This is a genomic window from Pseudoalteromonas sp. NEC-BIFX-2020_015 (assembly GCF_012952265.1).
GTDB lineage: Bacteria > Pseudomonadota > Gammaproteobacteria > Enterobacterales > Alteromonadaceae > Pseudoalteromonas > Pseudoalteromonas neustonica.
The window spans coordinates 54,434-68,883 of record NZ_JABCJL010000021.1 but is presented as its reverse complement, the minus strand read 5'-3'; the positions used below and the strand labels follow the sequence as shown (position 1 = coordinate 68,883).

General features: G+C 37.8%; 10 protein-coding genes. 8 read left to right on the top strand and 2 right to left on the bottom strand.

From position 1 onward, the window contains the following. Positions 1-12 precede the first annotated feature (12 nt). On the bottom strand, positions 13-2,037 hold the full coding sequence (locus HH219_RS15295) for a tetratricopeptide repeat protein (protein WP_169327961.1): 2,025 nt from the start codon (positions 2,035-2,037) through the stop codon (positions 13-15). Positions 2,038-2,285: 248 nt separating this feature from the next. On the opposite strand from HH219_RS15295, the gene HH219_RS15290 reads away from it, so the two are divergent. Further along, positions 2,286-2,663, top strand: coding sequence for a hypothetical protein (locus HH219_RS15290; protein ID WP_169327960.1), 378 nt, complete (start codon positions 2,286-2,288; stop codon positions 2,661-2,663). Between the two features lie 49 nt (positions 2,664-2,712). Further along, positions 2,713-3,648 carry a cytidine deaminase gene (gene cdd, locus HH219_RS15285; protein WP_169327959.1) on the top strand — a complete coding sequence of 312 codons (936 nt, stop codon included), beginning with the start codon at positions 2,713-2,715 and terminating at the stop codon, positions 3,646-3,648. Here the strand turns inward: cdd and udp are convergent. After that, positions 3,645-4,400 carry a uridine phosphorylase gene (udp, locus tag HH219_RS15280; protein WP_054455718.1) on the bottom strand — a complete coding sequence of 252 codons (756 nt, stop codon included), beginning with the start codon at positions 4,398-4,400 and terminating at the stop codon, positions 3,645-3,647. The two genes, cdd and udp, sit on opposite strands and share 4 nt — an antisense overlap. A gap of 431 nt (positions 4,401-4,831) precedes the next feature. Here udp and HH219_RS15275 point away from each other — a divergent pair, with 431 nt between their 5' ends. The 6 genes from HH219_RS15275 to HH219_RS15250 all read left to right on the top strand — a co-directional run bounded on the left by HH219_RS15275 (position 4,832) and on the right by HH219_RS15250 (position 14,182). Further along, on the top strand, positions 4,832-5,941 hold the full coding sequence (locus tag HH219_RS15275; protein ID WP_054455720.1) for an arginase family protein: 1,110 nt from the start codon (positions 4,832-4,834) through the stop codon (positions 5,939-5,941). Between the two features lie 125 nt (positions 5,942-6,066). Further along, entirely contained in the window at positions 6,067-6,756 is a 690-nt protein-coding gene (locus tag HH219_RS15270) for a transporter substrate-binding domain-containing protein (protein WP_054455722.1), read from the top strand. Positions 6,757-6,970: 214 nt separating this feature from the next. Continuing rightward, on the top strand, positions 6,971-8,278 hold the full coding sequence (locus HH219_RS15265; protein ID WP_054205948.1) for a hemolysin family protein: 1,308 nt from the start codon (positions 6,971-6,973) through the stop codon (positions 8,276-8,278). Between the two features lie 634 nt (positions 8,279-8,912). Then, on the top strand, positions 8,913-10,541 hold the full coding sequence (locus tag HH219_RS15260) for a cyanophycinase (RefSeq protein ID WP_169327958.1): 1,629 nt from the start codon (positions 8,913-8,915) through the stop codon (positions 10,539-10,541). A gap of 593 nt (positions 10,542-11,134) precedes the next feature. Next, positions 11,135-12,136 carry a branched-chain amino acid aminotransferase gene (locus tag HH219_RS15255; RefSeq protein WP_169327957.1) on the top strand — a complete coding sequence of 334 codons (1,002 nt, stop codon included), beginning with the start codon at positions 11,135-11,137 and terminating at the stop codon, positions 12,134-12,136. A gap of 429 nt (positions 12,137-12,565) precedes the next feature. Then, positions 12,566-14,182, top strand: coding sequence for a diacylglycerol kinase family protein (locus HH219_RS15250; protein ID WP_169327956.1), 1,617 nt, complete (start codon positions 12,566-12,568; stop codon positions 14,180-14,182). Positions 14,183-14,450 lie beyond the last annotated feature (268 nt).

Below are 14,450 nucleotides of genomic sequence, written 5' to 3'. Positions count from 1 at the left end.
TTAGGGTTTATATTACAGCGTCTCAACTGGCCCATTGAGAGGCAATACAATTTTAAAACATGCGCCTAGCTTACACGGCTCGGCGCATATATTACCATTTAATGATTGCTTTACTGCGTTAAACACAATATTTAAACCCAGTCCTAAGTGGTTTCCCCCCATATTCGTTGAATAAAATGGAGTGAAAATATCTTTGAGTATTTTATCATCAATGCCGCTGCCATTATCTTGAAATATAATCACAGCATGATTGTTAACTACACTTATTTCTATCGTGATTAACGCATTATCAGTGTGTACAAAACCATGCTCGTAAGCATTAATGATCAATGTTTTAATAACATCAGAAACAATTGATGGATAAGTAGGAATAGAGACTTCGGTGCCTATCACGTTAAAACTAATATGTTTTTTAAAGTGATTTTGTAATGTGGTCACTCTATCTGTAATAAACGTTTTAAGTGGGATTACTCGCATTGGTATATCGGGTGCAATCGAGACACTTAATGCTTTGAACTCTTCAACAATATTTGCTAAGCGGTTTATATTATTGATCACAAAATCTTTTGCTTCGTTCGTTTCTTGAATAAATTTACTAAAGTCGTTGCTGCTGAGTGTTTTTTCATTGAATTTTTGACTCAATCGTTTTAGATTTTCTTCGATCAAAGAGCTGGCCGTCGCAGCTGTGCCAATAGGGGTATTTAATTGATGCGCAAGCCCGGTGACTAACACTGTTAATGCGGCTATTTTCTCAGCTTCTAATAATTGCGATTGAGTTTTATGAAGTTCATCGAGTGTTTTAGCTAAGCGTTGCTCACGCTTATGAATATTATGTACAGCAAAAAAAGAGCCGAACAATATCACTAACAACGAAATAGTAATTGCTATAGATAATTCTTGAAACGCTTTAGCTTTTGTTTCTTTGAGTTGTTTTGCGCGAGTTAACTCGGCTATTTCTACTTCCTTACTACTTGAGTCAGCTTCGGCGAGTGCCTTGGCTAAGTTAACATCACTTTGCTGTTTCACTAATTGAGTATGCGCATCAGTATGCTTTTTATATGCATTAATTGATTGTTTATAAAGGCTTTGAGACTCAAGGAAACTTGACTGAAATTTATAAACACGGGATACAAATAGTAAATTACTTTGTCTATTTATACTCGCAATCACTAACGCTAGGGTTGTATTTGCTTTATTTAGATCACCCATATCAGCATATATTTGTGCAATAAAAAAATGAGCTTGTGATATTTTTTCAGGCAAACCTTGTTGCTGAAAAATACTGAGGGCTTTTTCGTAATGCTGCTTGGCAAGTGGGTAGTCATTATTTGCTTGTTCAATCTCACCGAGTAATAAATATGCTTCAGCTAAGTAGTATTTAAAATCATTGTCTTGTAACTTAATAATAATATTTAAAGCTAGCGTTTTTGCTTCTGCATACTGTTGTTTGGCAATTAATGTATTAATTAAATTGATCGTCGAAATTGAGATGCTTAATGGGTTTTTTAATGCGGTGGCATAATCGAGGTACTTCCTGTAAATATCCTCTGCTTCATCGAGACGTCCAAGTTGTAAATATACTTCAGCTAAGTTGTTAAGTGTTTGCTGGGCTAAATTTTTGTTATCTTTTTTAGTGTGTTCAAGCGCCTTTAAAAAATGCTCTATAGCAAGTTGATACATGCCTAATTGTGTGTAAATACCGCCAGAAATATTATAGTACCCATAAATTAAGCTCGGTTTATCTGACCGTTGAACCAGATTTTTATACAGGACTAAAGTGCGCATTGCCTCTTCAAATTGCTTGGCTTCGAGTTCAAACCATGCTTTGTAATTAAGCATTACAATTTTTTGAGTTGGATTTAACTCGTCATTATTGAGAATGTTTTTTAATTGTGTAAGTGCTTCGGTGGGGTTTTTTGCGTAACTGGCGCGAAGATCCACGCGTAATTCTTCAAACGATCTATTAGTGTAGGACTGAGCGAAAGCAGATACAGAGCTTAGGCTATATAAAATGACAAGTAACACAACACGAAGCATATAACTTCCTTTTAACTGCATGAGTGGCGATATAAAATATTCTTTAATTATAAGTGAAAAAGTAGCTCAGTTGTGTATGATTTTTACCTTTTTCGTAGCCTTTGCTAATACTTTAATCTGTTTCTATCGGATGGACTGACCAGTTAGGATGATAATGATTGACGGCGGCGAAGAAAAAACTACAATGACTCACCTCCTTGAATGAGAGTTTATCTTATTCTCTTTTACTTAACTGACAGAGCCGTTTAATGTCTAATGTTTCTACTTGTATTACTTATGATGCGTCGACATCATTAATAATGATGACATTACGAGGGACTGCAAATGCACAGGATGTGATTACTTTTTATCAAATAGCAGAGCAATATATTGGCATCTATAAATGTAATAAATTATTGATAGATGTATCTGAATTAAAACACGATTTTCCTGCAAGTGACTTACTTAGCATTATGCCTGCGATTTCAAGCTGGCTTAAACACTGTTTTATAGCTCGCATTGTTAGTTTTGATGGTTTTATGCATGATTTATTTTTGCAAAAAGCGAAACGTTTTGAAATAACGGCTGAGAATTTTGAGTGTTTTCGTAGTGCAAAGCACTGGCTTGAAAATCAGCCTAGCAATTAGGCCTGTAACATTTTACACTGTGTAGCCATTAAATAAGAATAAATTGTTTATGACTGCATCAACGTCTTCTGTATTAAAAGATTCATTAAATAAAACCACGTTTTCATTTGATGAATCGCAGCGCACAGTATTGTTCAATCAAGTTAAAACACAGCATGGATTGCTGTTTGCTGCTGACATTAAAGCGCTTTGCGCTCAATATACAATTACACATGATGAGCTTTTACGTGCATGTTTGCCGGTAGCCTCATTGTTTGCTGTAGCACCGATTTCTCACTTTTTGGTTGGTGCTGTTGTTGTTGGTATTGATTGTGATGATGCTATAAATTTTTACTTTGGTGCTAATGTTGAATTCGCCAAACAACCATTGAGCTTGGTGGTACATGCCGAGCAATCGGCGATAAACAACGCATGGCTTAAAGGTGCACAAACAATTGTGCAAATAGCAATAAGTGATGCACCTTGTGGCTATTGTCGTCAGTTTATGAATGAGCTTGCCGATGCAGAAAAGTTTGATATTTTGTTACCTGATCAGCAATTTAAATTAAACCAATTATTACCACATGCATTTGGTCCAAAAGATTTAGGTAATAATTACAGTCTATTTAATCCAGCCCCACAAACGCAGACTTTTGAGGCTAACGCTGATATTGATACTGCGCTTACTAAGCTTGCTTTAACAGCTTATGTCCCTTATACGGCTAATTACAGCGCTGTGAAAATTACAACGTTTGATAATGGCTGCTTCTATGGCTGTTATGCTGAAAATGCAGCCTATAGCCCAAGTTTAGCACCACTACAAAGTGCAATTAGCCAGTTGCATTTAGCGGGCTTAAGTATGAATGACAAAACAGTGAAAAGTATTGAGTTGCTACAAACTAAGGGAGTGGGAAATCAGTTACACGTAAGTGAATCAGTACTGGCAAGTTATAGTAACTTACCAGCGTTGATTGCATATAGTTTAGCGCTTATAAAGACCTGTTAAGCAAGAAGTATTTTTGCAGCCTCGATAACCACGGCGACTGATTTCTTCTCGATTTCGCCGTGATCAACATTTGGTATTTCCTGGCGAGTACGGTTCACTAATACACCAGCTACACAAGCCGCTTTTAAACCAAGTGCTGCACACATAGTAAATAAGGTTGCTGATTCCATTTCATAATTCATTACACCTAGTTTTTGCCATTCTTCACAACTACCTTGAAATGCTTTTGGCACATAACCAGAATACGTATCGTAACGTTCTTGGCCTGGGTAAAAGGTATCGCTTGATGCTGTAATACCAATGTGAAAATCAATTTCTAAATTGCCACAGGCATTAACCATTGCTTGAGTTGCAAAAAAATCAGATACAGCAGGGTAGCTAAGAGGAGCAAAGTGTTGACTGGCACCATCTAAACGCACAGATGCTTGGCTAATTAATATGTCCCCTTCATTTATATGTGGTTGGATCGCGCCAGTTGTCCCTATACGCAAGAATGTACCTACACCTAGTTGGGCCAGTTCTTCAACTGCAATAGATGTTGAAGGTCCACCAATACCTGTGGAACAAATTACCACTGAATGGCCATTTAATTGCCCTAGATAAACATGAAACTCGCGAGTTTGAGCAAGGCATGTGGGGTTTTCAAGGAACGTTGAAATACGTGCCGCGCGATCTGGATCGCCAGGAACGATTGCTAATGTTGCGCCTTGAAGATCATCGCGAGAGAGTCCTAAGTGAAATACCTTTTCCATAACGGGGCCTTATTATTACTTTTGTTGATAACGTAAGTGGTAACGTTAACTTACAGAGTTATAGTCAATTTAGCATAATTACTACAATACCGAGCACTGTACAGGACGGATGTCCGTTTTATAAAATAATGCTTTATTCAGTGCATTTGAATATTCAAGCACTTAACAATATTGTGATAAACCAGCGGTTGTTGACTTGTATTAGCAGACACTATATCTATCTTAATTAGTACTAAATTTTAATTTATCCGGTGTATGAAAATTTATATAACATATTGTTATATAAATGGTTAATTATTTCTATTGTTTGGTCTATAAAAAACAGTCAGCCTTAAATTTGACCATTCAAAAACAAGATGAATCTTTTATTATATTTATTTTCTGCAGCGCCTTTTGCATAACTACGCAAAAATACCAAGTAAGGAATCGTGATGAGCACACAATGGCACACATTTAAAAGTAAAGTTGAACACTGTTTATGTCCACCGGGTGATGGTGTATTTACGGTCAATACAGCACAAGAAAGAAAAGCAGCACTGCGTAATAAATTGTATGGCCAAACTGATAATGTTGATGTGCTATGGCGTGACTCGTTAATTAATCTACCAGAAAGTGAGCATAAGGCAGTTATGCTTGGAATTAGTTCAGATTGTGGTGGTGGGATTTTGCGTGGAGCAAATTGGGGACCATTGTTTTTGCGTTCAGCATTAATTGATCAGCAGCCTCAAGCTAAATCATTCGATTTAGGTGATGTGCGTGTGATCCCACATTTATTGCATGATAAGTACCTAAATGAAGCGACAATTAGTAACTGTCAAAAGGCATTATACGATAACCCAAGCAGTGAATATTATGTCAGCCCATTGTCAATCACTGAAGATGTGTGCGATAGCTTTTACGCAACCTTTACAGATAAAGGAATTTTTGGCATCGGTGGCGATCATTCAATTAGTTACCCGTTAACAAAAGCGTATTTAAAAGCAAAACGCGCGCAAGGTAAACGCACCGCTATTATTCATTTTGATGCCCACACAGATTTACTCGTTGAACGTTTAGGGATTGATTTATGTTTTGGTTCATGGTGTACGCATATTTTAGAATTTTTACCAGCGCCGCATCACCTTATCCAATTTGGTATTCGTTCAAGTGGTAAACCAAAGGAACACTGGGAATCAACGTTTGGTGTTAAACAGCATTGGGCACATGAAATTATTGAACGTGGCGCGCAGGCAATTGCAGCGGATGCGATTGCACAGCTAAAAGCAGATAACGTTGATGAGCTTTATGTTAGTTTTGATATTGATGCGCTAGATGAAGAATTTGCTTCGGCGACGGGCACACCAGAAGGCAATGGCTTAACGCCACAACATGCCCTCGATATTTTAGTCGCACTGGCGGATGAATTTCCAATTACAGGTGCTGATATGATGGAGATTGCCCCATTTACAGACAGTTCATTAGTTGGTCAATCAAGCTCGGACACAACGCTTAGGGAAGGTGCTAAAATCTCAGCATTTTTAATTAATGCAATGAATCGTTAAGTTTTATTCGGTACGCATTAAAAAACAGACCCTTTGTGGTCTGTTTTTATTCACATACCCGTAATTTGCCGCTATATTCAACTTATACAAAAGAATGATATAAAATAAAAATCTGTGGGGCAACAGTGGCTAAATGGTGTTATTTTTTATTTATAATTATTAGTAATCAATGCGTAGCTAAATTACATGTAGTTACGGAAAACTTCCCGCCTGCCCAATACCTAGATGAAAACGATCGTTTAGTGGGTTATGTTGCCGATAAAGTACGCTTAGTACTTGATCAAGCAAAGATTGATTACACACTTTCAGTTAATAATTGGAGTACCGTATTTAATACAGCCTTAAGAGACCCCCAAACATGTATTTTCTCAGTCGTTCGTTCATCAGAACGAGAAAACAAGCTTTTTTGGGTCGCTGAAATAGCTGAATTAAAAACATATTTGTATGCACTTGATTCAAAAAATATTACGATCACTGAGCTCAATGATGCAAAAAAAATGAATGTCGCAGTATTAAAAGATAACTACAGTCATCAATATTTGCGTTCACAAGGCTTTGAAGATGGAAAAAACTTGATGCTGATTAATAGCTTCGATAACATATTTAAAATTATAAAAAACCGTAAAAGTAGTATTGATTTGGTTGTATTGCCGGAGCAACGTGTTCGTTATGAAGAATCAATAAATCACGTTGCTACATCATTAAAATCTGTTTATCGTTTAAACGTAGAACAACCGCCTTTATACTTTGCGTGTAATAAAAACTTAGACCCTTCAATTAAATCAAAATTGCTTAGTGCCTTTTCGCACTATTGATAAATATGATGCTGCACTACTTTGCGTACATGTCTATTTTATAGAGTACTGCCAGATTTTTAGTTTACCTCACTTAAAAAACAACACTTACACTATCTATTACATTGATATTAAATGCTTTTTAATATTATTTAAATATAAATTGCTCCGCATTTAAAAGAGGCTATAATCCAGCTGCTTTTGCTTATAAAAGCGTTTATTTTTGGAGCTATAAATGGGTGATTTAATCGGGATTGGCTTATTAATCTTGATCAGTGCGTTGTTTGCGATGTCAGAAATTGCGATAGCCGCATCACGTAAAATAAAATTAAGAGTCATGGCTGATGAAGGCAATATTAAAGCTGCTGCGGTCTTAAAATTACAAGAAAAACCGGGTGCATTTTTTGCCATGATCCAGATTGCGCTAAATGCGATTGCGATTTTAGGCGGTATAGTTGGTGAACAAGCACTTTCGCCATACGTTGAAAGCGTACTGACGATATTTTATCAAGGACCTTTGCTTGAGCAAATGAGCTTTATTTTATCGTTTTTAGCGATTACCTCTTTATTTATTTTATTTGCTGATTTATTGCCGAAACGCTTAGCCATGATTTTGCCGGAAGCTGTTGCTGTGCGGGTTGTTACTATTATGCGTTGGGTGACGTTTGCTTTAACACCGCTGGTATTGTTTTTTAATGGTGTCACTAATATTGTGCTACGGCTATTTAACGTGCCAGCTGAACGTGAAGATATTGTAACCACAGAAGATATAGTGGCAATGATGGATGCTGGCGCGGAATACGGTAGCCTGCAACAACAAGAATACGATTTAATTGGTAATGTGTTTGATCTAGAAGCCCGCTTCTTATCCAGCGTAATGTCACCACGTGATCAAATTGTGTATTTTGATATTAAAGAAGCCAGTGCTGATATTTCGAGTAAAATTATCGATCATCCGCATAATCACTTTTTAGTATGCAATGGTAACTTAGACAAACTAATTGGCTCAGTTGAGTCTAAAGATATTCTACGTCAAGTGCTCAAAGGCGAAGCGGCGAATATTAATGATGATTTATTAGAAAAAGATATTTTCTATTTGCCAGAGACACTCAGCTTATCAGAGGCATTAAATGCATTTAAAGGCGCAGCTAAACCTTTTGCTGTGGTGGTTAATGAGTACGCTTTAGTGGTGGGTATTGTGACCGTTAAAGATCTTATGAAAGGGTTTATGGGAGATTTAATAACTCATACTGGCGATGAATTAATTATTGAACGTGATGAAAACTCGTGGTTAGTCGATGGTCTAACGCCAATAGTTGAACTGGCTAAAGTACTGGATGTTGACGAGTTCCCAGATCAAATGCATTACGAAACAGTTGCTGGCTATTTGATTTATATGATGAAGCGCATCCCCAAACGGGCTGAGTATATTCAATACGGTGGTTTTAAGTTTGAAGTTGTAGATGTAGAAGGTATTCGAGTAGAGCAGCTCTTGGTATCAAAAATAGCTGCGGCGACGAATACCGCATCAGGACATATCTAAGGCGCGTTAAATTAATCATTCAGGCATTTCAAAGGGGCTTACTTCATCGTGTTACTTTATTTAAAATAGCGCCTGATGTTAAGCCCTGCATAATGCACACATAGAGCGCACGTTATTAAAGTGTGGTTATACAACTTTATTAAAAACGTTATCAGTGTGGCGAGTTAAATAACCCATTTAGTGACAAATTACTTATATACGACGACATATAGCCAAGCTACCTCAAGATACAGAATTTAGCGTTTCACAGGGGCGCAATATCAAGGCGTTACTTTGCAATAATGGCAACCCTTTTTAATAAGTAACAACGATGAGAGTGAGTTCCTGTGAAACGCCCATCGTATTGGTTTTAAAGCGATTTATACTACGTTACTTTTATAAGGGATTGATTTTAACAATAGAACCACTATTATTTGCAATCAATGCCTTGCCTAAATCGCTTTAAATTCCAACGACGCTCGCATCTTGAGGTGGTTTGGGTATTGATGTAGATCAATACAGAAAAGTTGGCGAAACCAACGCTAAAAGATCAAACACGTCCTACATATTTTATTTATTTTATAGCTCAGCTTGTTGTTAATAACTAGATGGTTAACAATACAGACAGTGTTTAATTATTGGGTATAGATTAGTTATGCTAATACAGTCACTTGGATTTATTTCACGTGTTAAACGCAGGGTATTTTTATTCTGTTTGCTTGCTGGTTCTTCGTCAGTATTTGCTGATAATAAAGAACAAACATTGATTATCATGGGCAGCGAAATTGAGACCTGCACCACTTTGAGCCCACAGTTTTGTAATATAGACACCCCATTGGGGAATGAAAAAGGCGCGCTTTATTCATTAACGCCAAAAGCAATCAAAAGGTTAGAAATTAATTGGCCAACAGACGACAAAAGCCAATTAGTAGCAACTGTCAGTCATTTAAATACACTGCTTAAACAGCATCCGTTGCCCCTTAGCAAACAAGAATTGTTATGGGCATGGCGTGATATTGCAAGTAAGCAATTGAGTCAATTATTGCAAATTGAGTTTGATTATGTAATTGATATGCTAGAAATCTCGCATTTAGATGGGCTGCGTAACGTGTTCAGTATTGATGCTAAGAATAGTAAGAAATCTCAAGATTGGTTAACAAAAACGTACAAATTTATAGCGGCTAGCTTAAAAGTTAAAACTGAAAAGCCAACTCTATTAGTGATAACAACAGCTGCTCGGGACCCCTATGCTTCAGCTAATTATTATGAAACGTTATTATCGCAGACCGGTGTTGCACTTGAGTGGCTGCCACTGACACCAGGGCTTGCCAAAGCATTACATGAAAAAAAATGTGAGCAGTTAGATACATTTCGTGCTCAGGCTGGTGTGCATAACCGTGCTAAGGTTTACCCTAAACGTGTAGCTATAGAGCAAGCAGCCTGTTTACAAGGTACTGACAAACTAATCAAGCGGATTAAAAATAGCACCGGTGTTATTTTAATCGGAGCTGAATTTGATACTGCAACAGATCAACGATTACGGACAACGTTATTTGACTCACAAGGAAATGCCTACCCGTGGACGAGCGCTATAGCTGACTCATCAGTATTAGTAACTTCAGGTTATAGTGGTAATTTATTATCGGGTGGACGTACTCAATTTGGTCCCGTTGCCACGGTCAAACCAATCTCCAGTTTAGCTGCGCTGCGCGGAGAACGTAGCGTGTCAGCAGGTGGCGTGGGTAGTATTACATTTGCGTTGCTTGACACATATTTTAGTGAGCAAAATCGTACAATTGGCTTGGCGAAGTCTCTTGATGCAAATATGCAATCTAATGGCATTGGTATTGATGAGAATACGAGTCTTGTGGTTATTAAATCACCTCACGAAAACGTATTAACGGTGCTTGGTGAGCGTGGGGTAGTGCATCTGAAATCGTTAGCTAAACAGCAATTCCAGTTTAATTATTGGCCTGCAGGCACTGTAATTGAAATGAAAAAATACGGCTTTATATTGAGTAAACGTAGTATTGATAAAGCGTTACCGACAGTGAAAATACCGCCTTTGCCAATGCTGCGTTTTGACAAAATACTCACAGATGCAAAATTACGCTCGCTTACCCAAGCGATGTGTTTAAGCAATGAGCAATCTGCGGTAGGCCAGCAAGATGAGTTTATTGTAAGTTTTGATGCTGCAAAAAACACGCAGTACCATCGTATTAATTCCAGTAGTTATGGATGTGCTATAGAGCAACTAAAGTTAACTATTACAACAATTCAATAAGAGTGACTTACTCAGTAAGATGGTAAATAACTTACTGAGTAGTTTAAACTGCGTCTTTATGGTGTATTTAGAGATTCGACATTCGATATTAGACATTAGACATTAGATCAAATAACGATCGTGGTTTCTCTTTTTAAACTCTTTTCGCTAATAATTCACGCTTGTTGATGTCAATGAGCTTGTGATTATCATAATTTATAATGTTAAACACCTCAGTTTGAGAAACAGGTTGTATAGGCAAAATCTATTTATTTAGATGGAGATACGATAAGCCCAAAAGGCTATTGTTTATATAAAAACAATAACAACAGCTCAACCATGCTTTTATTTTCCAGCCATTGTTGTTAATTAGCTTAACAGTAAACAGCATCTTGGCAGGAATATTTATTTAATAGAAATAAAATATTACGGTACTAAATGCGCAAGTTAGCTTTAAATGGAGCCTAAATTGTCGATTAAAGCGAGTATTTTCAATTAACTGATCAATCAGTTGCTTTGAAGTCATTAAAAGCCTTATTTTAGCTATGGTTAAACAGTGCATGATTGTCATACAATGGGGTTAAAGTAGACCACAATAATAAAGAGAGATAAAAATGGCAGCGTTTGGTACGGTATTTATGCCGCAGATGATTCAAGCTCGTTTTACAGACAATGCGTGGAGTGAAAGCTCGGTTGTTCCTTCGGATAAAATTGAACTACATGCTGGGGCCCATGTATTACATTATTCAAGTACATGTTTTGAGGGCTTAAAAGCCTTTCGCCATGAAGATGGCTCAGTGTATATTTTTCGTATGGATGCCAATATAGCCCGTATGATACAAAGCTCGCATTTATTAAGCTTACCTGAGGTCGATGGACCCATGCTTGAAAAAATGATCATTGATATTGTACGTCAATATGCAGATGAAACACCTTTACCACCTGGCTCTATGTATATCCGCCCAACACACATTGGTACTGAGGCGGCAATAGGCAAAGCAGCGGTGCCGTCACTCAATTCGTTATTATATGTATTGTTATCGCCTGTAGGGGATTACTTTGCGGGTGGCGCGACTGCGCTGCGCGTTTTACTTGAAGAAGACGGAATGCGTTGTGCACCACATATGGGCATGATCAAAAGTGGTGGTAACTACGCGAGTGCATTAGCACCAATTACTGCCGCACGGGTTAAGTACAAAGCAGATCAAATATTGTTCTGTCCAGGCGGTGATGTACAAGAAACTGGTGCAGCAAATTTTATTTTAATTGATGGCAACGAAATCATCACTAAAGCGCTAGACAGTACTTTTTTACACGGTGTTACGCGCAGCAGTATTTTAACGATTGCAAAAGATTTAGGTATGACGGTATCTGAACGCAATTTCACTGTAACAGAGCTACTAGAGCGTGCTGCAAAACCAGGCACAGAGGCTGCGCTTTCTGGCACTGCAGCTGTATTAACGCCAGTAGGTACTTTTATCCATAATGATATAGAGTACAAAGTAGGTAGCGGTGAGCCTGGTCCAACAACCATGCGTTTGCGCCAAGCTCTTAACGATATTCAGTGGGGCAAAGCACAAGACACTCACGGTTGGTTAACTAAAATAGACGTGTAAACTCTAGGGCAAGTTGACCTTTCGTGATTAATTTTACAGCAGTGTGTTTGGTATTTAGGCAAGGGGCTTGAGCAGGACGCACAAGCTTTGCTCGGTTTTAACTTAGCCCGCTCGATTACAAACCTCGCGCCGTGATTAAATCGCCCCTAGATTGAACAAATTTCAATCCACAAAGGTCAACACGCCCTAGCTACTTGTTTTACATTAAGCCTAGACTATTTATTAGCCTAGGCTTTTTTATGACCTATTTAATGTAAATAAGTAACACGAGTATGAATATATGACTAATATTAATAAAGTAACAGCAAGGTATTTGATTTTAACTACATAATAAAAAACAATTTTTTTAGCTGCATGATTCTTGCAAAGTAATTTCATAATTATGAGATTAATATTCGATATTAAAACGGACACTTAAAAGGAGCATGTATGTGGGCGGCAATAAGTTATTTACTGTTAGCAATCGTTTTTATAATAATGGGGTGGCAAGTTAGCCCAAGTTATTTTTCGGTTCTGTTTTACTGGACAGCCTTATCATTAACGCTGGTCGGTTGTGCATATGTTTTTAATATAGCAAAAATTTTTCGTAAACGTGAAAACGGCGTTATTCCATTTTATATACGCTGGGCATTCATTCCCTTTTTACTCGGCGCGCAGGTTTATAATGCGTGGAGTCGTAAGCACGATAAAGTGCCACCACTGCAACAAATAAATGAGCATTTGTTTTTAGCCTGTCGTTTGTTTCCCTCAGATATAGATACGCTAAAAGATAATGGCATTACGGCTATTTTAGACGTTACGTGTGAGTTTGATGGTCTTGAGTGGAGTTCAACGCAAGAAAGCATCAAGTACCTCAATATTCCTGTACTTGATCATCGAGCACCTACACGCTCTCAGCTAAATCAAGCAATTAACTGGATTGCACATCATGTTAAAGAAAATCGTCGCATTGTAGTTCATTGTGCGCTGGGAAGAGGGCGTTCGGTATTTGTCATGGCAGCATATTTGTTAAGCCAAAATAAATATGCAGATGCACATCAGGTTTTAGCGCAAATAAAAGAGACTCGCTCTACAGCAAACTTGAACAAACATCAGCTACGTCAATTATTAAAAAGCCACAAAAAAGGGGAGCTATTAATTAAAAATAAAGCAATTTTGATTGCTAACCCAGTCTCTGGCACCAAGCTGTGGGAGCAAAAAGAGCATGCAATTATTGCTCGTTTATCAGCGTATTATGATTTGAAAGTGATGACAACAAGCGCTGAACACAATGGTACTTTGCTTGCGAAGCAAGCAATCAAAGAAAATCCTGATATGATCATCGCGTGTGGTGGAGATGGAACCGTTGCTGAAGTAGCCAGTGTGCTCGTTAATCAAGACTGTAAGTTAGGGATTATTCCCTTAGGTACGGCTAATGCGTTGGCACATGTATTAATGGGAATACAATCGAAATTGATTCCGGTTGAGGTCGCGTGTGATTTGATTATTGATGGTCAAACTAAACAGATGGATACCGCATATTGTAACGGCGAACTAATGTTGTTACTTGCAGGAATTGGTTTTGAACAGCGTATGATTGAAAAAGCCGATAGAGATACAAAAAATGCAGTAGGTCAATTTGCCTATTTACAAGGGTTTTGGCAAGCACTGGGTACACAAAAAGCACAAGATTATAGTGTGCAACTAGATGACAACGCACCTCAAGTTATTAATACAAACAGTCTCGTTGTTGCTAATGCTGCACCCTTTACAACGTTGCTCGCGCAAGGAGGAGGGCAACCAAATCATTATGATGGTTTATTAGATGTGAATTGGCTAACCCCTAATCAAGATGCATCAGCAAATGCACTCAGTATTGCTGAACTAGTGTTTAGCAGTGTTACTCAAGCCCATTTAGCGCTTAACTCACATCATACAAATGCTAGGCGTGTGGAAATATCCGCCACTGATACTATAAAATACGTGATTGACGGTGAGGTAAAAGAAGCTGATAAGCTCATAATTGAAATTGAGCCGAAGTCATTAGCGGTAGTGTGTGCAGAGTAAGAGGTTGTCATTAACATGGGCGCACCGAGTGTGATTAAACCCAAGCCATCTCAAGATGCAGAATTCAGCGGTTCACAGGGGGCTCTTTGTAATAATGGCAGTCCATTTTAAGAAGTACAGCGATGAGAATAGGTTTCTGTAAAACGCCCAGCGGGTTGGTTTTAAAGCAATTTATACAGTGTTTTATAAGAGATTGATTTTAATAATAGAACTACTATTACTTGCAATCAATGCCTCGCCTAAATCGCTTTAAATTCCAATGACGCTC

Coding starts and splice junctions, on each gene's coding strand:
- HH219_RS15295 (WP_169327961.1), bottom strand. CDS start 2,037: ATGCTTCGTGTTGTGTTACTTGTCATTTTATATAGCCTAAGCTCTGTA.
- HH219_RS15290 (WP_169327960.1), top strand. CDS start 2,286: ATGTCTAATGTTTCTACTTGTATTACTTATGATGCGTCGACATCATTA.
- cdd (WP_169327959.1), top strand. CDS start 2,713: ATGACTGCATCAACGTCTTCTGTATTAAAAGATTCATTAAATAAAACC.
- udp (WP_054455718.1), bottom strand. CDS start 4,400: ATGGAAAAGGTATTTCACTTAGGACTCTCTCGCGATGATCTTCAAGGC.
- HH219_RS15275 (WP_054455720.1), top strand. CDS start 4,832: ATGAGCACACAATGGCACACATTTAAAAGTAAAGTTGAACACTGTTTA.
- HH219_RS15265 (WP_054205948.1), top strand. CDS start 6,971: ATGGGTGATTTAATCGGGATTGGCTTATTAATCTTGATCAGTGCGTTG.
- HH219_RS15260 (WP_169327958.1), top strand. CDS start 8,913: ATGCTAATACAGTCACTTGGATTTATTTCACGTGTTAAACGCAGGGTA.
- HH219_RS15255 (WP_169327957.1), top strand. CDS start 11,135: ATGGCAGCGTTTGGTACGGTATTTATGCCGCAGATGATTCAAGCTCGT.
- HH219_RS15250 (WP_169327956.1), top strand. CDS start 12,566: ATGTGGGCGGCAATAAGTTATTTACTGTTAGCAATCGTTTTTATAATA.